Annotated in this window: 14 protein-coding genes; 7 read left to right on the top strand and 7 right to left on the bottom strand. The window is 56.9% G+C overall.

What is annotated here, in order from left to right; translation table 11 throughout:
- The 3 genes from tyrS to CEE69_RS02510 are packed head-to-tail and all read right to left on the bottom strand — an operon-like array spanning nt 1 to nt 3320.
- Entirely contained in the window at nt 1-1299 is a 1299-nt protein-coding gene (gene tyrS, locus CEE69_RS02520; RefSeq protein WP_099259080.1) for a tyrosine--tRNA ligase, read from the bottom strand.
- Entirely contained in the window at nt 1296-2027 is a 732-nt protein-coding gene (ispD, locus tag CEE69_RS02515) for a 2-C-methyl-D-erythritol 4-phosphate cytidylyltransferase (protein ID WP_233214534.1), read from the bottom strand. Before ispD ends, tyrS begins: the two co-directional genes overlap by 4 nt.
- A 15-nt stretch (nt 2028-2042) precedes the next feature.
- Nucleotides 2043-3320 carry a Gfo/Idh/MocA family protein gene (locus CEE69_RS02510; protein WP_199169772.1) on the bottom strand — a complete coding sequence of 426 codons (1278 nt, stop codon included), beginning with the start codon at nt 3318-3320 and terminating at the stop codon, nt 2043-2045.
- Between the two features lie 58 nt (nt 3321-3378).
- Here CEE69_RS02510 and CEE69_RS02505 point away from each other — a divergent pair, with 58 nt between their 5' ends.
- The 3 genes from CEE69_RS02505 to CEE69_RS02495 all read left to right on the top strand — a co-directional run bounded on the left by CEE69_RS02505 (nt 3379) and on the right by CEE69_RS02495 (nt 8557).
- A complete protein-coding gene (locus CEE69_RS02505; protein WP_099259077.1) occupies nt 3379-4020 on the top strand; it encodes a hypothetical protein in 642 nt (213 codons plus the stop codon).
- A 37-nt stretch (nt 4021-4057) separates the two neighbouring features.
- A complete protein-coding gene (locus tag CEE69_RS02500; RefSeq protein WP_233214533.1) occupies nt 4058-4642 on the top strand; it encodes a DUF2585 family protein in 585 nt (194 codons plus the stop codon).
- Nucleotides 4643-4765: 123 nt separating this feature from the next.
- The gene (locus tag CEE69_RS02495) at nt 4766-8557 is read left to right on the top strand and encodes a DUF7133 domain-containing protein (protein WP_099259073.1); all 3792 of its coding nucleotides are present in this window, start codon (nt 4766-4768) and stop codon (nt 8555-8557) included.
- A 10-nt stretch (nt 8558-8567) separates the two neighbouring features.
- Here CEE69_RS02495 and mgtE read toward each other — a convergent pair whose 3' ends face one another.
- Complete coding sequence (gene mgtE / locus CEE69_RS02490; protein ID WP_099259071.1) at nt 8568-9983, bottom strand: magnesium transporter; 1416 nt, start codon at nt 9981-9983, stop codon at nt 8568-8570.
- 29 nt (nt 9984-10012) lie between these two features.
- On the opposite strand from mgtE, the gene CEE69_RS02485 reads away from it, so the two are divergent.
- A complete protein-coding gene (locus CEE69_RS02485) occupies nt 10013-11263 on the top strand; it encodes a M20 family metallopeptidase (RefSeq protein ID WP_099259069.1) in 1251 nt (416 codons plus the stop codon).
- Nucleotides 11264-11296: 33 nt separating this feature from the next.
- Here CEE69_RS02485 and CEE69_RS02480 read toward each other — a convergent pair whose 3' ends face one another.
- The 3 genes from CEE69_RS02480 to CEE69_RS02470 are packed head-to-tail and all read right to left on the bottom strand — an operon-like array spanning nt 11297 to nt 13908.
- Nucleotides 11297-11785: a YraN family protein gene (locus CEE69_RS02480; RefSeq protein ID WP_099259067.1), complete on the bottom strand. Its 489-nt coding sequence runs from the start codon at nt 11783-11785 to the stop codon at nt 11297-11299.
- Between the two features lie 9 nt (nt 11786-11794).
- Complete coding sequence (locus CEE69_RS02475; protein ID WP_099259066.1) at nt 11795-13336, bottom strand: vWA domain-containing protein; 1542 nt, start codon at nt 13334-13336, stop codon at nt 11795-11797.
- Complete coding sequence (locus CEE69_RS02470; RefSeq protein WP_099259064.1) at nt 13336-13908, bottom strand: DJ-1/PfpI family protein; 573 nt, start codon at nt 13906-13908, stop codon at nt 13336-13338. Before CEE69_RS02470 ends, CEE69_RS02475 begins: the two co-directional genes overlap by 1 nt.
- Before the next feature lie 257 nt (nt 13909-14165).
- On the opposite strand from CEE69_RS02470, the gene CEE69_RS02465 reads away from it, so the two are divergent.
- From CEE69_RS02465 to CEE69_RS02455, 3 genes are all read left to right on the top strand, one after another.
- Nucleotides 14166-15782, top strand: a complete 1617-nt coding sequence (locus CEE69_RS02465; RefSeq protein WP_233214532.1) for an outer membrane protein assembly factor BamB family protein — start codon at nt 14166-14168, stop codon at nt 15780-15782.
- A gap of 197 nt (nt 15783-15979) precedes the next feature.
- Entirely contained in the window at nt 15980-18589 is a 2610-nt protein-coding gene (locus CEE69_RS02460; RefSeq protein ID WP_099259062.1) for a DNA gyrase subunit B, read from the top strand.
- Between the two features lie 4 nt (nt 18590-18593).
- Nucleotides 18594-19628 carry an AAA family ATPase gene (locus CEE69_RS02455; protein ID WP_099259061.1) on the top strand — a complete coding sequence of 345 codons (1035 nt, stop codon included), beginning with the start codon at nt 18594-18596 and terminating at the stop codon, nt 19626-19628.
- Nucleotides 19629-19744: the final 116 nt, after the last annotated feature.

The raw sequence follows: 19744 nt of genomic DNA, 5'->3' as shown, positions 1-19744 counted from the left end.
TCAATCTTGGATTTTTAGCAGGGCGTATTTACGTTTGCCGCGGCGAAGCACCAAAACGGATCGGCCGTCCAGGTCATCGGCTGTCAAACGTTTTTGAACGTCTTCCACGCGAGCGTTGTTGACGTACACGCCGCCTTCGGACAAGGCACGTCGAGCATCGCCGCCGCTGTTGCAAAGCTTTGCGGTTTGCAATGCTTCGACGATCCACAGGCCTTCGCCTTCAAGAGCCGATTTTGGCACGTCGCACGATGGAACATCGGCAAAGATCTCACGCAGTTGCGAGTCTGTTGTGTCGCCGAGTTCACCGCCGAACAGAATCTGGGTGGCTCGTTGAGCCGATTGGACTCCGGCTTCGCCGTGCACCAATTCGGTCAACCATTGAGCCAGTCGTTTCTGTGCGGTGCGTTGTCCGGGATCGTTCTTGGTCTTGTCTTCGAGTTCGTCGTATTCGGCTCGCTCGATTTCGGTCAGGTAGGCCAGGCAACGCATCACGTCTTCATCGGCGACGTTGATCCAGTACTGGTAAAACGCGTAGGGGCTGGTTCGATCGGGATCCAGCCACACGGCGCCGGATTCGGTCTTGCCCATTTTGCGACCGTCGCTGGTTGTCAGCAGCGGCGCGGTGATGCCAAACAATTGCTTGCCCAGCATGCGACGACCCAGGTCGATTCCAGCGGTGATGTTTCCCCACTGGTCACTGCCTCCGGCTTGGATTCGGCAATCATGTGTTTGGGCGAGGTTCACGAAGTCGTAAGCCTGCAACAACATGTAACTGAATTCGGTGTAGCTCAGGCCGGCTTCGCTTTCCAACCGGCTGCGGACGGATTCTTTGCCCATCATCGCACCGACGGGAAAGTTCTTGCCGACGTCGCGAAGGAATTCGAGGTAGGAGTAATCCTTCATCCAGTCGAAGTTGTTCAGCAACTTGGCTGCGTTTTCGCCTTCGAAGTCGAGGAAGTGACGCATTTGAGCCGCGACGCCATCGACATTCTTTTGCAGTTGATCCGCTGACAACAGGTTGCGTTCTTCGCTTTTGCCGCTGGGGTCGCCGATCATCCCGGTGGCACCGCCGACCAAGGCAATCGGATTGTGGCCGGCGCGTTGGAAGCGACGCAGCATCATCAACTGCATCATGCCGCCGACGTGCAGCGAGGTCGCCGTGGGGTCAAACCCGATGTAGATCGTTTGCGGGCCGGAGTTGAGCAGCTCAGCGATTCCGTTTTCGTCGGTGGTTTGATTCAGCAAACCACGCCAACGGAGATCTTCGATCAGTGGATTGGTGGCGTTGGAAGTGGTCATACGAATTCGCTTCGGCACTCGTTCAGGATCGCCTCCGCGATGCGGAGATCTTCGGGGAAGGTGATTTTCAAATTGTCAGCGGAACCAGGGACAAGTTGAACTGGGTGAGAGGTTCGCTCCACCAGTTGAGCGTCGTCGGTGGCCATGCGGCCTCGGTCGCGTGCGTAAGCTTGACAAATGACGTCGATCGCGAACACCTGGGGAGTCAACGCGACAAAAGTGTTGCGGCGATCGACGGTTTCCGATCCGTTGCCCGTGGTTCGTTTCAGGGTTCCGGAAACGGGAGCGGCCAGGATGGCGGCGCCGGTTTCAGCCGCCTTGGCGAAGACTCGGTCCAGGTCGGACTGACGAACCAGCGGTCGAGCGGCGTCGTGAATGGCGACCAGCGTTGGCGTGGATGAATTGGCGACCGCGGATTCGGCTGCGAATTTCTTGACCGCGTCCAATGCCGCACCAACGCTTTCGCTGCGTGTCGCGCCGCCACGAACGAGGTGAATCGGAGCGGCGGAGGAGATGGCCGCGATTTGCTCACGAAACGTGGACTCGTCTTCTTCGGAAACCGCCAGCACGATTTGCCGGACGTCGCCGCGATTGTGGAATCGATCGACGGTGTGTTGCCACAGCTGTTTGCCATCCAAGATCGCAAACAGCTTGTTGGACTGGCTGCCAAAGCGTTGCCCGCTGCCTGCAGCGGGCATGATCACGGAAACAGAAGCAGCGCGGTTCATAAGCAGGATCGCCGATCAAACGCGAGCGACGGGGTGCTTCAGGGGCAACCAAGCCGCGTTGTCTTTGTGGCTGGCAACGCACTGCTGGATGAAGTACATGCCTTCGACGCCGTCATGAACGCTCGGGTAGAGCGACTTCTTGCGATCGATGGTGGCTCCTTCGGCTCGTTTGGCCATGTCGTCGAACGCGGCGGCGTAAACGTTTGCGAAGGCTTCGAAGAAGGCTTCGGGATGACCCGATGGCAAACGGCACGATGCCGCAGCGGTTTCGTGCATGTAAGGCGCGTTGGGATCACGCGTGTAGATTTGGTGAGCCTTGCCGTTTTGGCGGTAGTGCAACTCGTTCGGGTTTTCTTGACGCCACTTCAGCGAACCCTTCGTGCCGTCGATTTCGATCTCCACATCGTTTTCGCGGCCGTGGCTGATTTGCGAGGCGGTGACGGTTCCCAAAGCACCGTTTTCGTAGCGAATCACGGCGGTGCCATAATCATCAAGTTGGCGTCCTTCCACGAATGACTTCAGGCTGCAGCTGACCGTTTCAGGCAGCACGCCGGTCATGAAGCGACCCAAGTTGTAGGCGTGGGTGGCGATGTCGCCGAACGCACCCGCGGCACCGCTCTTAGACGGATCGGTTCGCCAAGCGGCTTGTTTCTGGTCGTCGTCTTCCAGTTTGTCGCGAAGCCAGCCTTGGATGTACTGAGCCCGGATCGCGTTGATCTCACCCAACTCGCCGCCCAGGATCATTTCACGAGCTTGGCGAATCAGCGGGTAACCGGTGTAGTTGTGAGTCAGTGCGAAGACGACGTCGGAGTTTTCGACCGTTTTCAGCAATTGTTCGGCTTGATCCAAATCGAACGTCATCGGTTTGTCACAGACGACGTTGAAGCCGGCTTCGACCGCGGCTTTGGCGATTTCAAAGTGCGTGTGGTTGGGTGTGGTAACGCTGACGAAGTCGATTCGTTGGTCTTCTGGCAACCGCGATTCGGCGTCCAGCATGGCTTCGTAGCTGCCGTAGGCTCGCGATTCATCGACGCCGTATCCGGGGGCGGATTGGCGACTGCGTTCAGGGTTGCTGGAGAAGGCTCCGGCGACCAATTCGCTGCGATTGTCCAGTCCAGCGGCAACGGTGTGAACGCGACCAATGAACGATCCCAGGCCACCGCCAACGATTCCCATGCGGAGTTTGCGGTTCAGGGGAGCATTGAGTGACATGATGATTTTCGCGAGAAACGTGGAAAGAGGCGGTCCAGGACACGAGATTCCAATCGTAAAGTTCTCAGCCGATGCGTACAATCACAGGCTGAATCAACTCCATTGTTCCCTCCCACTGCCGCTAGCCGAGAAACGATTCATGAAAGACATTGCTGATCCCGCTCTTTTGCCAGTCGTTCCAACCGAATCAACGCGATGCTGCGGGAATCGCGGATGGATGGTCGGAGTGACGTTGGTTGCCGTTGGGGCGGCCATCTACTTCGCAGGTGTCGCCTCCGAGGCTCGTCGTTCTGCAGAAACCACCGCGGAGGGTTCGAGTTCGTCTGGCCTGGCCGATTGGCAGAATCTGCCCATCGCCAACGCGACCGCCGCGGTCAGCAGCGAGAAGTTCTCGCTCGCGACCGGGCCTGTCAGCGACCAAGCCGATGGATTGTTTGTCCTGGATCACAACTCGGGACTGCTTCAGTGTTCGGTCATGTACCCGCGAGTCGGTCGTTTCGCGGCCACGTTCACGGTGAACGTCGCTGACGCGTTGGGGACCGATGGCAAAGGCGGAACCTACATCATGGCCACCGGACAAGCTGACTTCCCACGAAGCAGCAGCAACCCGGTTGGTCGCTCGGTCATTTATGTCTTGGACACGTCGACGGGCACCTACGCTTGCTATGGTGTTCCATTCAATGCTCAAGCGATGAATGCCAATCGCCCGCAACAAGGTTTGCTGGTTCTAATCGGGCAGGGCACCGCCAACCCGGTGATCGATCGCGACGATTTGCGCTGATCGGAGCCCGGTTCCGTTGACCGCGAGTTCATCCGGCATGCTTGAGAGTACCGACGATCGGTTCTTCGAAAACCGATCGTGGACGGGCGCATGGGTTGCCTGTGCGTTGATCGCTGGCATGGTGTTGGTCCTGGCCGGAATGGGCCGTCGATTTTGGTGTGAGTGTGGTTCTTGGGTGCCTTGGTCCTGGGACATTTGGACCGCCCACAACTCTCAACACTTGATCGATCCTTATTTCTTCTCGCACGTCTTGCATGGCGTGTTGTTTTTCTGGGTGCTCCTTTGGGTGCCGCGTTTGAACGGAACGCATCGGTTCTTGATCGCGGCGGGCCTCGAGGTGGGCTGGGAAATCCTGGAGAACTCGCCCCTGATCATTGAGCGTTACCGCGAAGCGACGATGGCGGTGGGTTACACCGGCGACTCGATCGCGAATTCGATCATGGATGTGGTGGCTTGCATGTTGGGGTTCTGGTTTTCGTCCAAGTTTTCCTGGCGTTGGTCGGTCGGATTGTTCGTTGTCAGCGAGATCGTGATGTTGATCACGATTCGGGACAATTTGTTGCTCAACGTGTTGATGTTGGTGACTCCGATTCCCGCGATTCAAGAGTGGCAGAGCCGCTGATTCGATCTTGCGACCATCCATCGCGAAATGCTATTGCGGAGAGTGAATGTTTGGAAATAGGCGTGTTGGATGCCTTTTTTCACCGAAAATGACTGACTCCACGCCATGGAAGGCTGAATCAGGATGTCTGCTGGACGATTCCATTTGATCGCGTTGACGCTTGCCGTCGGTGCTTTGTGTTTAGGCTGGGATACTCGAACCTTCGCGGCGGAAGCGGAGTGGATTTGGGCGTCCGGAACGACTGCTGATCAAGCCATCCCGAACGGGGAAACGTGCTGGTTTCGCAAGTCATTGAATCTGCGTCACCGTGGCGAAGCGATCATCGAAGTCGCCGCAGACGATGCCTATGAGGTGCACGTCAACGGTCGCAAAGTCGGCGAAGGCGAGTCCTATCGGCAGATGCAAGAGTTCGACATCAGCGACTACATTGAACCGGGACGAAATGTCGTCGCGGTCCAAGTTCAAAACACTCGCGGCAACACCGCCGCTCTCGTCGCTCGAGTTTCCATCCGCCCCGAGACTGGTGAGAAATGGTTCACCTTCAGTTCCGATCGAACTTGGAAAACCAACCTGCAAGAAATCCCCTTGTGGAACACGGCAGCTTACAACGATGGAGCCTGGCAGCCAGCGTCGACCTTTGGTCCGCTTGGTGAAACCGCTCCTTGGGATCGCGAACCCAGCGTCGAAGTCGAGACCGCCAAGCAAAATTCCGAACGCTTTCAAATCCAACGCGGCTTCGGTGTTCAACGCTTGATCAACGACGAACAAGTCGGATCGATCATCGCGATGACGTTTGACGAATTCGGACACGTGTTGCTTTCGCAAGAAGGCGGCCCGCTCTTGATCGTTACCGACAAAGACGATGACGGCGTCCCCGAAGAAGTTCAGACTTACTGCGACAAGGTGGAGTCCATCCAAGGCATCCTGCCGCTCAATGGCGAAGTCTTCGTGACCGCCGATGGGCCAGATGGATCGGCTCTGTATCGCTTGATCGATGAAGATCGAAACGGCGAACTTGAAACAGTGAAAACGATCGTCAAGTTCAGTGGCAACGGTGGCGAGCACGGTCCTCACGGCTTGCGTCTTGGTCCCGACGGCATGATCTATGTTTCGGTTGGTAGCTACGTCAAACCGATTGGAAAAACCGGCAGCGGCCAGACTCTGAAGGATATCTACGAAGGCGACTTGCTGCCTCGTTACGAAGATCCCGGCGGACATGGTCGTGGCGTGAAGGCTCCCGGTGGAACGATCATTCGGACCGACATCGAAGGCAAGGTCATCGAGCGAATTGCCGGTGGACTACGAAACGCATATGACTTGGCATTCCACCCAGAAGGCAACTTGTTCGTGCACGATGCGGACATGGAAGCCGACGTGGAAACTCCTTGGTACCGTCCAACCGCTTTGATGGATGTGACCGAAGCAAGTGAGTTCGGATGGCGAACAGGCTGGGCAAAATGGCCTGAGTACTACATCGACCGTTTGCCAAACGTGTTGGACACGGGACGTGGAAGCCCAACCGGGATCGAGTGCTATGAGCACCACATGTTCCCGGTTCGCTACCACAACAGTTTGTTCATGGCGGATTGGTCGGAAGGCCGGATTCTGAACGTCCGGCTGAAACCAAACGGCAGCGGATTCCAAGCCGACAGCGAAGTGTTCTTGAAAGGGCAGCCGCTCAACGTTACCGATTTGGCGGTTGGTCCGGACGGAGCATTGTATTTCTGCACGGGTGGTCGTGGGACCGCCGGTGGTGTGTACCGCGTTGTCTATCAAGGCAAAATTCCAGACGCGATGAAGCAACTCGGCAGCGGTATCGCCGCCGCGGTACGCCAGCCTCAATTGGATGCGGCTTGGTCGCGTCAACGCATCGCTGCGATTCGCCGTGAACTGGGAAGCAGTTGGGATCAACAGTTGGCCGGCGTCGCTTACAGCGATGAAAATCCGCCTTCCTATCGCATTCGCGCGATGAACTTGATGCAAATGTATGGTCCCGTCCCAAGCGATGATTTGTTGATCGAATTGTCCAAAGCGGAAAGCGAATTGGTGCGACGTCGCGCCGCGATTCAGCTTGGTTTGAACCCGTCATCGCGTGCGAAGGCTCGCTTGAACGAGATGCTGAGCGACAGCGACTTGCGAGTCCGTCGCGCGGTTTGCGAAGCCATGCTGCGAAGCAATCAGATTCCTGACGATCCGCAACCGTTGATCGATTTACTCGCTCATGAGGATCGAACACTTTCCTATGTGGCTCGCCAAGTTCTGCAGCGTATTCCAGCTGCGAAATGGAAAGAAACCGTCATCCTTCACGAAGATACACGGACCGCGTTGGTGGGTATGTTGGCACTTGTTGCCGCTGACACGAACAAGGCGACCGGGTTGTTGGTGCTGAAGCGGACCAGCAACATGATGAAGGACTTTTTGAGCGACAAAGACTTTGTCGACACGCTGCGTCTGTGCCAAGTCACGCTGCATCGTTGCAACATCAAGGCGAGCGAAGTCCAGTGGTTGTCAAAGCAAATTGCGGATGAGTTCCCAGCCGGTGATTCTCGTATGAATCACGAGCTGATTCGTCTGGCGAGCTACCTGCAAGCTGAGTCGTTGGTCCCGCGTGCGATGGAGTACTTGGAATCCGATGCACCGGAGTTGGACCGCGTTCTGGCCGCGATGTGTTTGCAACGCATCGATCGTCAGTGGTCGGCTCGCGAGCGATTCGCATTGTTGAAATTTTACGAAGGCATTGCCGGACGAGACAGCGAAGGCTCGTTGCCCATGTACATGGTCGGTGTGACGCGAGATTTTGCTCGTCACCTTTCCGAAGACGACATTCAAGCGATTCTGGATGAAGGAAGTCGCTGGCGAAACTCCGCCCTTGGTGCTTTGTTCCAGTTGGAGCGACCGATCAATGAGGCAACCGCTGCAAAACTTCGCACGCTGGATGACGAGCTGACCAAAGAGGACAAAGTGGACGACGTTCACCGCCGTTTGCGAACCGGCATCATCGCGATGCTGGCGTCCGCTCCCGACGATGCGTCCTCCGCACACTTACGGAAAATCTGGCGAACCGAGCCCCAACGTCGTGCCGTTGTTGCGATGGCATTGGCTCAGAATCCTGACGGAGAAAACTGGGACTACTTGGTTCGCAGCTTGAACGTCTTGGATGGACCGGCCGCGAATGAAGTCGTCACGCGTCTTCGAGGCGTTCCCATCGCCACGGATGATCCCATGGCACTTCGGTCATTGGTTTTGATGGGGCTGCGAGCTGAAAAAGAAGGCACAACGTTCGAAAGCGTGGAGCAATTGCTTGAACACTGGACCGGAATGCAGCGTCCCGAGGGCGTGAAGCAATCGATGGCTCCGTGGCAGCGTTGGTACGCCAAGACATTCCCGGATCGCCCATCGGCAGAATTGCCGCGGGAAGACGAATCACGCTGGGATTTCGAACAGTTGATTTCTCACCTGGAGAGTGATGAAGGGCAGGGCGGTGACGCTCACGCAGGAGCGGAGGTATACGCTCGTGCTCAATGTGCGAATTGTCACCGAGCTGGCACGCAAGGCACCGTGATCGGACCTGATTTGACCAGCGTCGCTCGCCGATTCACTCGCCGCGAAATCTTGGAGTCCGTTTTGTATCCATCTCACGTTGTGAGTGATCAATACGCCAGCAAAAAGGTACTAACCTTGGATGGCGAGGTCTTCGTCGGCATGGTGAGCAAAGCCGGCAGCGAACTGCAGATTCGCGATTCGAACAACAACGTGACCACGTTGGCTGAGTCGGAAGTGGACCTGATCCAGCCAAGCCGATCGAGCATCATGCCGAGCGGTTTGCTGGACGAATTGTCGTTGCAGGACATCTCCGATTTGATGGCCTACCTGAACGACTCACGCCGAGTCGAAGTCGCAACTCGACCGAAATAGTCTGGACTGCCTAGATCAGTCGATCGAGCATTGCGGTTGCCATTCCTAGAACCAGGAAGAAGCCGCACATGTCGGTCACGGTTGTTAGCAACGGACCGCTGGCGACCGCCGGGTCGAACCCGAGCCGTTTCAAAAGAAGCGGCACGGTGCCTCCGATGGAGACCGCGATCAGCGTGTTCGCACACAAAGCGACTCCGACAACGAGACCCAAGTAGGGATTGCCGTCCCAGACGACCGCGACAACAGCAACCAGCAGTCCCAGCACCGTTCCGTTGATCAGGCCAACGCTGATTTCCTTCAGCCAGACGCGTAGCATCTCGGACGGGCGAACCAAACCGAGCGATAGTTCACGCATGCTGACCGCCACCGCTTGGTTTCCACTGCAACCGCTCATGTCGCTGATGATCGGCAGGAACACGGCAAGCGCGATCACCTTGGATAGCGTGTCTTGGTACACGGCAATGACGCCGGCCGCACCAATGTTCAGCAAAACGTTGATGCTGAGCCAACTGAGTCGTCGATGCGATCGTTGCCAAAGCGGCATCGTTCGTAGCTCTTCGCCACCGATGATCCCTTGGCTTTTCAGAAAATCGTTTTCGGCGGCACGGGTTGATTCGTAGTCGACTGCGTTTCGGTGGACGACACCCAGAAGTTTGTGGGTGTCATCGACAACTGGGACGCCGAGGAAGTGGTGGGCGTCGAAGAAGTCTCGCAGTTCATCCAGCGGCATGCTGGCGGTAATCGACAATGGATCGAGGATCATGATGTCCGCGACAGGGTCGGTGCGTTTGGCAAACAACAGGTTTCGCATCGGCAGCACGCCGACCAGTTTCTCATCGTCGTCGGTCAAGTAGGCGTACTGCACGTCGTAGTCACGAAACTCTTCAGCGTTTTCTGAGAGCGTTGTGATGACTTCGTGAACGAGGCTTTTCTGGTTGAACCGCAGGATCTCACGAACCAACAGACCACCAGCTTGGTCGTCGCTGTACGCGGCCAGTTCTCGAACCGAAGCGGCATCTTCGGGCGGCAGTGCCTGAAGAATCGATTCGGCCTGATCGTCGTCCAAGTCACCCAGCAAGTCAGCCTGTTCGTCGCTGGTCATCTCTTGGACGATGGCGGCCGCGTCCGAAGCACAGAGCGAGTCGACCAATTCGGCCGCTTGCGTTTCGCTCAGGTGACGCAGGATTTCGGCGGCTTCCTCCGCGGGCAGTAGCGTCAGAACCGCGCAGTAATGTTCCTCGTCCAAACGATTGAGCGCCAACGCTTGATCGTTTGGTCCTAACTTTGAAAGGAAGTTTTCGACTCCTTCGGCGTCACCCGCATCGACTAATTCGCCCAGCCGTTCCCACGGTCGCCAATCAGTTTGCTGGGCGGATTCGTCGAGGTCGGAGTTAGTGGAATGTTCGGGGGAGGCGGGGGCATTCACTGGTGCAGGGGGCCGCTTGAAGGTGTAGATTGTCGGATTTGAGTTGCCACGGCTATTCCAACCGAGACCTCGTTTTGTCACTTGCTGTAAGACTACTGTCCGAATTGATCGCTTATCCGACGGTCAGTCATACCAGCAATCAAGCGATCACGGAGTGGGTGGCGGATCGTTTGCGGGCGCAAGGGTTCGAATGTGAGCAAACGCGGTACCTGGATGGCGAAGGTGTCCCAAAATTCAATTTGATTGCCAAGCGTTTGCCAACCGATTCGAGTTCAAAATCGGGGGATTTGTCGACGCAATCCATCGATCGACCTGAGAACGAAACGGGGCTGGCGTACTTTTGTCACACCGATGTGGTTCCCGCGGATCGCTGGGGCGGACCGGGCGGAAACCCGTTCGAAGCCGTGATCGAAGACAATCGTTTGTACGGTCGAGGCTCGTGTGACATGAAGGGATCGTTGGCAGCGATGCTTGCGGCGATCGATGATTTGGATGCGTCGAAGCAATCGGCTCCGCTGTGGGTTGTTTGCACGGCCGACGAGGAAGTCGGGCTTCGCGGCGCCAAGGAATTGGCGCAGAGCAGTCCCGCCTATCGCGAATTGGTTGCTCTGGATCCGGTTGCGTTGATTGGTGAACCAACCGAATTAGGCGTCGTCCACGCCCACAAAGGCATGGGTGGGTTTCGAGTGATCTCCCATGGCAAGGCCGCTCATAGCAGCACGAACCGAGGTGTCAACGCGAATGTGGCGATGATCCCATTGCTGCAAACAATCCTCGAGCTGCACGAACGATCGCAAACCGATCCGATGCTGCGAGACGACCGGTTTGACCCTCCGACGCTGACGTTCAACTTTGGCATCAGCGACCATGCGGATGCGACCAACATCGTTCCGGATCGCAGTGAAGTTTGGGCCAATTGGCGAGCGATGCCCAGTGTGGACGGTGAATGCTTGATGGCGGAAGCGAAGGCCGCTGCGGAGCAACTTGGATTGCAATTTCGTAGCTACAAATCTGTTGCTCCGTTGGAAACGCCCATCGACGATCCAACGCTCGTTCGCATGTGTGAGTTGGCGAGTTCGTACTGCGGACGCGAAAAAGCGGAGACGGTTTGCTATGCCACCGACGGTGCGGTGTTGGAAGAGCTTCGCCACCGAATCGTGTGCGGTCCGGGCAGCATCGAGCAAGCTCACACGGTCGATGAATTCATCGAACTTGAGTCGCTAGAAAACGGAGTCTCGCTTTTCCGAGAGGCGGTCCAGGCTTTCGCGATGAAGGCTTGATCAACAAGTGAACTTGGTCGATTTGCGAAAGTTTCAGCCAAAGAAGGAATCAATCCCGACGGCATCGAACGCGGATTCGTAGTGCTCGACGCGAGTCGGTCGAGGTTCGTCTCGAGGCCACCAAACGGCAACCACGTCAAAGCGACATGGAATCCCAAGTAGTTTCTTTCGCTTCAAGTAGCGAAGGGCAGCCCGCGTGATTCGGGCTTGTTTGTTTTCGTCGACTCGGTCCGCTGGATGGCCCGGACGCGAAGTGGAAAGTGTTTTGACTTCTACAAACACCATCAGACGCGGGTGTTTGCGAAGGGCGATTAAGTCGATTTCACCGGCGCGGTCGGATTCACTTTCGGCGATGACTTGCAAGCCTTTGCGTCTCAGCAACTGAGCGGCAACTTGCTCGCCTCGTTTGCCAAGTTGGGCATGGTCATCGATGGCACCAAACCGATGGTCGTTGTACCACTGCCGCAGACGCTGGCCGCGTGATGCAATCCAAGTGAGCGTTTGAGGAACACGATTGGCCAAGAATTGGCCTCAGGGTTTAGGAACGTGACGGTATTGCCCGAAGTTCTTTTCCGCGATGCGTCGCATTCGGCTTTCACCTTCACGGCTGTAGTAACTGATCGTGTTAACGATGCTGATCGGGTCGGTGTCACCAAACAGATTGGTGGACCGATTCTCTTCGGAGAGCAAGTCCTCGATGCCTTGCGGGAACTCACCGTCGGACAGCAAGAAGATCACATCGGGTTTGAGGTCCAACGCGAAACGCAGTGGGTCGTAGGGAGCTTTGCCGCGATCCATTGAAATCCGCATGGCCCAATTGCGAAGCTGTTGTTTGTTGTTCGCGGTGGCGTAAACACTGCGTGTCTCTGGTTCGGGCGAACCCGACAGTTGCATGTAGTCGCTATCGGTGTCAAAGAAAACGACGTAGAAGCGTTGCTTCTCAGTCAGCATGTCGATCGATTGGAGCAACGCTGATCGAGCGGATGTGAAGGCATCGCCCATGCTGCCCGAACTGTCGACAAGGTAAACAAAGTGGTTGCCGCCGCCTTCGACACCGCAGAATTCCATTTGCGATTTGGCGTCCGATTTCAACTTTTGCATCGCCTGCGAAGCAGCAGACGAAGAGCTGGAAAGCGACGACAAATTGGATGCTGACGCGGCTACCGAATCCATTGCTGTTGATGTGATGTCGACGATCGGCATCTCGCCAATTTCGCTGACGTCGTACTGCGTCTCGTCGGGCTGCGATTGGGTTGGCTCGGTGATGGGTTCGCTGCTTTCGATCGCAAATGTTTCCATCGCCGTCTCTTCACTTTCGCTGGACGCGGAAGCGGAGAACGCCATTTGATCCTTCGGACGAGCGTTGCTGAGTGTGAATGCCGCGAGGATGAAAAGCAGCACCGCGTGAACAATCGCACTGACGATCACCGCGGCAGGTTTTCTCCGGCGACCGCTTGTGTCCGTTTCCTCGTCGTCTTCTATCACGCTTGGAAGCGGTTCGCCCGAAGGCGTTGGTTTGTCTTCGCCGAAAAGGAGCGAGTCTTCGTGAGCGTCGAGTTCAGCGGTCGAGCTCGGCTCAAGCGAACCTGGCTCGGTTGAAAACTCCGGTTCAGGATCAGCGATTGGTGAGGTTGGGATCGCATCCGGTGATTTGGTTTCACCAAGACGCCTCATCTTGGGTGCTCGTACCGAAACACCGTGACTCAGATCACGCCGGGTGCTGACCTTCGTGAATGAATCAAACGCTTCGCGAACTTCGTTCCAGGAAGCAAAGCGGCTGGAGCTTGGAAGCTTCGGCGGATTCAGGTTGTGTCCAGACGCAGTTGTTGAAGGCTCGCCGACGTTGGGCTGCTCGACGGGTTGCCCGGTTTCGATCGATTCCAGTTCGGCCTCGATTTGCGACGCGGTTGCTTCGAGTCGAACGGCATTGGCCTCCAGCCTCGCTGCATGCGCTTCGCGACGGACGCGAAGCAGTTCGGCCTGCAATTGCGATTTCCGATCACGCAACGCATCGGCGTGATCCGGAGAAAGGCCGGAGGCTGGGTCGACGCGGTTGGGATCGGGAGCGTTCATCAATCGGATGGGAGCAGTCGGCAGAATTCTCGCATCCATGCGGGGTGAGCGGGCCAGGCTGGTGCGGTGACCAAGTTGCCATCGACGTGGGCGGTGTCCATGCCCTCGCCGGGAGTCATGTAGGTTCCACCGCCGATCTGAACCTCGGGGGCGACGGCCGGGTAACAGCTGCACTCGCGGTCTTTGAGCACGCCCGCTGCGGCCAAGATTTGAGGCCCGTGGCAGACCGCGGCGATCGGTTTGTTCTGATCCGCGAAATGGCGAACGATGTCGAGGACCTTCTCGTTCAGCCGCAGGTACTCGGGGGCTCGGCCGCCTGGGATGACCAAGGCGTCGTAGGTTTCGGGCTGCAGTCCATCGAAGTCGGCGGTGATTGCGAATCGGTGCCCGGGTTTTTCGCTGTACGTTTGGTGACCCTCGAAATCATGGATCGCCGTGGCCACGGAGTCGCCCGCGGATTTGCCGGGGCAGACGGTGGCCACTTCGTGTTCCAGCATCAGCAACATCTGATAGGGAACCATGGCTTCGTAATCTTCGACGAAGTCGCCGACGAGCATCAAAATTTTGGCCATTCTGCCTGGGAGCGGATTCGAGGGAATGGGAACGACGCCGCTGGGGCTTGCCCGGTAGAGGGGCGGAAGCTGGCGACCTAAAAGAAGAACGCGAAAAAACGGTGTGGATCACGACGTTTGAATCGATCTTTCGGCCTTTTTTTCGCGAGCTGAGTGTACCCAAAATCCTTCAGATTGGGAAATTCGCGGTCGGAGCTTTAGTGGATTATGCTGAACAGTCTTCCGGATGGCTCCCATTCTTTTCTGGTATTGCTGCAATGCACCGCTCTTCTCACTTCCGTCTCATCCTTTCATTGACGCTGGTCACCGCCAATGCGGTCGGTTTTGCTGCGTCCGCGCTCGCTGATCACGAGTTGCTGGGCCCGGTCGAGACCCGCCAGCTTGGGTTGGAAGAAGTGTGGCGCCGCAATCTGAGCGTTCCCGCTGGTCGCCAGTCCATCGTCGATCAAAAGATGGTCGTTCACCAAACACAAAGCCACGTGTTTGTGGAAATCGTCGAAAAGTCGGGCGAGCCAAAGCCGGCCGAATCAGAACCCGTTGCCGAAGGTGAAGACGCAACTCCGGTCATCGACGAAACGGCCGTCATCTACGCTCGTTTTCAGGTCGACAGCGACGCGACCAAACGCGGTGCAATAGACCAAAAAGAAGCCGAGCGATTGGGGCGCAATGAAATCCGCCGCTTAGAACGTCGCGGCATCGAAGCTGAGTCGCGGATTCGTAAGATTCCGATGATTCGGTTCTACACCCTGTCGGACGACGGCACCGTCGAGTGCCGGGACGCTGAGTCAGGTGATTTGATTTGGTTGCAACGGGTTGGATCCGAACGACGTGGCTACGGCGGACTGGGAGTGGACGAAGAGTTCGTCTCCGTCGTCAACGGTGGCGAGTTGGTCAAGCTGGACGTCAAGAACGGACAGGTGTTTGGAGTGACTGCGTTGGAGTACGTGCCAACTCGAGGCGTCGTGCATTGCAATGGGTTCGCGCTCGTGCCATCGATTGGTGATCGGGTGGCTGGTTATGGATTGGTCGACCCGACGATCGATCCGTTCGCGGAGATCGTTGCCGGATCGGCTCTTGAAGTGCCAACACATTCGGCGGATTCCAACAAAGTGGCTTGGGGAACCAGTCAGGGATTTGTCTATGTGATGGAAATGGATGGTGAACCCAACGTTCAGTTTCGATTGAACACGGATGGCATCGTCAGTGGGGCTCTCGCTTCTGCTTCGGGCGAACGATTCTTCTTCGGTTCTGAATCGGGTCAGATCTACGGCATCAAGGCCACTCGCGAAGGCGAAGTGTTGTGGAGCCGTCCGACCGGAGAGCCGATTTACTCCAGTCCGATCTTCTTCGACGAAAAGGTCCTCTTTCCGACGACTTATGGCAATTTGATGTGCGTGTCGGCCAGCGATGGTTATTCGGTTTGGCCACAAACGGTGCCTGGTGTTCAGGAATTGCTTGGCGCGATCGATGGAAAAATCTATGCGAGAAGCCTGTCAGGATCGCTGCTGGTGATGGCGATGGAAGATGGCTCGTTGCTCGGGCGTTTTCCCAGCATTCAGCCCGACTCCTTGCTGGTCAATCGCTACACCAACCGTCTCTATCTGGTCAACAATCGCGGTACGATGCAGTGTCTGCGTCGTCCCGGTTCGGTCATTCCAAAGGTGATCAAATCCTCCGCTCCCGTCGAAACCGAAGAGGAAGCCGAGGATCAACTGGAAGAGAAGAAGCCCGAACAGACCGCTCCCAAGAACACGGATCCCTTTGGTGCACCTGGTGCGGATCCATTTGGCGGCGGTGGAGCGGATCCATTTGGTGACACCATGGAAGATCCCTTTGCTCCCGCGGGGGCGGGAGATCCTTTCGGTGACATCTGATTCGCCCGGGATCGGTCCTCGTGGCTGTCTGCGGAACCGGAAACGTTTCCTGGATTGGCCACGCACGTGATCTAGCGCAAAGTCGTTCTATTTGGTAGACTATTGGCTGCTATTTGACGCTTTTTTTTGACGTGGGGGCGAGTCCGCTTCCGATGTCAAAAACCCCGCATTTGACGGCCTCCACGGGCCGCCCATTCATGAGCGATTCCTCCTCGACTGACCCTGCATCAAACGACCCATCCGAGGATCCAAACGCTGTGCCCGCTGGTGCGGTTTCCGGCGACGGAAATTCAGCCGAGGAGATTGCTGGCCCGCAAAAGCCAATGGAGCGTGTCTCGACCGGGCCGGCGGCAAATTCGGAGTACACCGACAAGGATTTGCTGCACCTGTCGGATCTCGAGCACGTGCGAGAGCGTCCCGGGATGTACATCGGTGACACGACCGTTCGCGGTTTGCACCACCTGGTCTACGAAGTCGTTGACAACTCGATCGACGAAGCCATGGCCGGTTTCGCCAAATCGGTCAGCGTGACGGTTCATACCGATGGCAGCGTCACGGTCGAAGATGATGGTCGCGGTGTCCCCGTGACACGTCATGATCAATTGTCAGAAGAGCTGGATCGCGAAGTCAGCACGCTGGAAGGCGTGATGACGGTTCTGAAGTTCGGCGGCAAGTTCGAAAAGGGTGCCTATCAAACTTCGGGCGGTCTGCACGGCGTCGGTGTGACCGTGGTGAACTTTCTGAGTCAGTGGGCCGAGGTCGAAGTCAGCCGCGATGGTTCGACTTGGACTCAGGGCTACGAACGCGGGATTCCAACGGGCCCCATTCAAAAAGGCCGGCCAACGAAGAAGTCTGGAACGAAGACCACGTTCAAGGCCGACGGGCAGATCTTCAGTGTCACCAAGTACAACTTTGACACACTGCAAAAACGCCTTCAGGAACTCGCGTTCCTCAACAGTGGCGTTCGAATCAAATTCTTGGACGAACGAAACGGCGAAGGCGGCGACTATCAGTACGACCGTGGGATCGTTGAGTTTGTCGAGCATCTCAACCGCGCCAGCGATGTGCTGCACGGGGACGTGATTCAGTTCGTCGGTGAGAAGGACGGCGTCGAGTACGACATGGCGCTGCAGTACAGCACCGAGTTCACTGAAACGGTTCAGTCGTACGTCAACAACATTCATACGATCGAAGGCGGAACGCACGTGTCCGGCTTCCGCTCGGCGTTGACGCGGACGCTGAACAACTACGGCAAAAAAGAAGGCCTGTTCAAGAACACAACTCCGACCGGCGACGATTTTCGAGAAGGTCTGACGGCGGTCATCAGCGTTCGCGTTCCGCATCCACAGTTTGAAGGTCAGACCAAGACCAAGCTCGGCAACGGTGAAGTCGACGGCATCATTACCAGCGGTGTTGGCGAGGCGCTCAACAAATACCTGGAAGAGAATCCTCGAACGGCCAAGGCGATTGTTCGCAAAGGTTTGCTCGCGGCCGAGGCTCGTGAAGCAGCTCGCAAAGCCAAGGATCAACTTCGAAAACGAAAGGACGCGCTCGGTGGCGGTGGCTTGCCCGGCAAGCTTCGCGATTGCATCTCCAAAAACATGGAAGAGTGCGAAGTCTACCTGGTCGAAGGTGATTCGGCCGGTGGATCGGCCGAAGGCGGACGGATGCGTGAGTACCAGGCGATCTTGCCCCTCCGCGGTAAGATCATCAACGCGTACAAGAGTCGCGAAGACAAGGTGCTGGCCAATGAAGAAGTCCAGTCGATGATCCAAGCGATCGGCACCGGGATTGGTGCGGATCAGGATCTCACGCGACGCCGGTACAACAAAGTCATCATCATGACGGATGCCGACGTCGATGGCAGTCACATTCGCACGCTGTTGCTTTGTTTCTTCTATCGGCAGATGTATCAATTGGTTGCCGCCGGGCACGTTTACGTGGCTCAGCCGCCGTTGTTCCGCGTCTCCCAGGGCAAGAACCGGTACTACATTCAGTCCGAAGAGGAGATGAAGAGCCAGTTGCTCGAACGTGGTTTGAACGACACGCGATTCGAGACCGAAGATGGTCGCAGTGCCGAAGGCGATGCGATGCGAGCACTTTGCGTCGCACTGGCATCGATGGAAGACGCGATTGTCGCACTCGAGCGACGTGGTGTCAGTCTGCGTGTGCACAGCGAACGGTTTGATCCTGTGACCGGCAAGCTGCCTCCGTTTTTGCTGACGATCCAAGGCGAAGAGCATTGGTTCATGAAGCAAGCCGACGTTGAGACATATCTTGCCGACAACAACGCAACTTTGGATATCGACCAACCGGATGAAGAGTTGGAAGTGGAAGGCGAGGAACAGCCTAAGAGTGAAGAACCTGAAAAGGTGGTCGCTCACTTGGCCGAGCTTCACGAGGTCCGAACAATCAACAGCGGCTTGAAAGACTTGGACCCACTTGGGTTCGGGTTGCAGGATTTGATCCCTGCTGACCGCACCGGTTCGACCACCGCACGATTCGAGCTCGTTCGTGGGGAAGACTTGCGACGTCCACTCGAAGACTTGCGAGAGTTGTTGCCGGAAGTGCGAGCTGCCGGTGAAAAAGGTCTGCAAGTGACTCGCTTTAAAGGACTGGGTGAAATGAACGCGGAAGAGCTCCGCGAAACAACGCTCGATCCTGCCAACCGCACGCTGGTGAAGGTCAATCTGACCGACGCGGGTGCGGCCGACGAAATGTTCCGTTTGTTGATGGGTGACAAAGTCGAACCCCGTCGCGAATTCATCGAAACCCACGCACTTGATGTGCGAAACTTGGACGTCTAGCACGATGGTCACACCGCCTCCCAGAGACAACACCGAAGGTTCAGACATCGAAACTGCGGAGGCGTTGATCCAAAGCGTTGCCCAGGTCAAAGAACAGGTCGGCCGAATCGTGGTTGGCCAGAGCGATGTGATCGAGCAATTGCTGATTGCGATCTTGGCTCGCGGCCATTGCTTGTTGGAAGGCGTGCCCGGACTGGCGAAAACGTTGATGGTGCGGACGTTGGCCAGTTCGATGAGCTTGGATTTTCGTCGCATTCAGTTCACGCCTGATCTGATGCCCGGCGACATCACGGGCACGGACATCATTCAGGAAGATCACGAAACCGGGCGCCGAGAAATGTTGTTCCGGCCTGGCCCCGTTTTCACGCAAATGCTGTTGGCCGACGAGATCAACCGGACACCACCCAAGACGCAGGCGGCGCTTTTGGAAGCGATGCAGGAACATGAGGTCACCGCGGGCGGCAAGACCTACGCTCTGAAAGAACCGTTCTTTGTTCTTGCGACGCAGAACCCGATCGAGCAAGAGGGGACCTATCCGCTTCCCGAAGCTCAACGCGATCGGTTCTTGTTCCACGTCGTTGTTGGCTATCCGTCACGCGATCAAGAAGCCGAGATTGTTGAGCGAACCACGTCAGGAGATTTGGCGGACGTTCAGCCGGTCGTCAGCGGCGAAGACATTTGCAAATTTCAATCTGTTGTTCGGCGAGTTCCCTTGCCCGAGCATGTGAAGAACTGGGTGATCGATGCGGTTCGAGCGGCGCGTCCGAGTGAGCCTGATGCCAAGGGTTGGGTTAAGGAATGGATCCAGTGGGGGCCGGGACCCCGTGCGAGCCAACAGTTGGTTTTGGCGTCTAAAGCCCGTGCGTTGTTGCACGGTCGCACACATGTAACGCTCGAAGACGCACAGGCTCTCGCGCTGCCGGTCTTGCGTCACCGGATTGTTCCAACCTTTTCTGCCGAAGCGGATGGCATCGCGGTCGAGGATCTGATCGAGCGTTTGGTGGCGGAACAAACCGCTGGCGCGGCATCCGTGCTGTAAGAAGGTAGGCAGGGCTGATTTTGATATAGGTTGGCCACTCTTGGCCGACATCCACAACCTGGCGGGCAAGAGTGCCCATCCCACATGCGTTAAAGCGTCGTTGACGGCTCAATCGA

This window comes from Rhodopirellula bahusiensis, assembly GCF_002727185.1.
GTDB lineage: Bacteria > Planctomycetota > Planctomycetia > Pirellulales > Pirellulaceae > Rhodopirellula > Rhodopirellula bahusiensis.
Note: the sequence above shows the minus strand (reverse complement) of the source record. Positions and strands in the feature narration are given on the sequence as shown.

Bases quoted from the DNA above. Each gene is read 5' to 3' on its own strand.
- CEE69_RS02475 (WP_099259066.1), bottom strand. From the start codon at position 13,336: ATGAACGCTCCCGATCCCAACCGCGTCGACCCAGCCTCCGGCCTTTCT.
- tyrS (WP_099259080.1), bottom strand. From the start codon at position 1,299: ATGACCACTTCCAACGCCACCAATCCACTGATCGAAGATCTCCGTTGG.
- CEE69_RS02465 (WP_233214532.1), top strand. From the start codon at position 14,166: ATGCACCGCTCTTCTCACTTCCGTCTCATCCTTTCATTGACGCTGGTC.
- CEE69_RS02460 (WP_099259062.1), top strand. From the start codon at position 15,980: ATGAGCGATTCCTCCTCGACTGACCCTGCATCAAACGACCCATCCGAG.
- CEE69_RS02470 (WP_099259064.1), bottom strand. From the start codon at position 13,908: ATGGCCAAAATTTTGATGCTCGTCGGCGACTTCGTCGAAGATTACGAA.
- CEE69_RS02455 (WP_099259061.1), top strand. From the start codon at position 18,594: ATGGTCACACCGCCTCCCAGAGACAACACCGAAGGTTCAGACATCGAA.
- CEE69_RS02500 (WP_233214533.1), top strand. From the start codon at position 4,058: ATGCTTGAGAGTACCGACGATCGGTTCTTCGAAAACCGATCGTGGACG.
- CEE69_RS02505 (WP_099259077.1), top strand. From the start codon at position 3,379: ATGAAAGACATTGCTGATCCCGCTCTTTTGCCAGTCGTTCCAACCGAA.
- ispD (WP_233214534.1), bottom strand. From the start codon at position 2,027: ATGAACCGCGCTGCTTCTGTTTCCGTGATCATGCCCGCTGCAGGCAGC.
- CEE69_RS02495 (WP_099259073.1), top strand. From the start codon at position 4,766: ATGTCTGCTGGACGATTCCATTTGATCGCGTTGACGCTTGCCGTCGGT.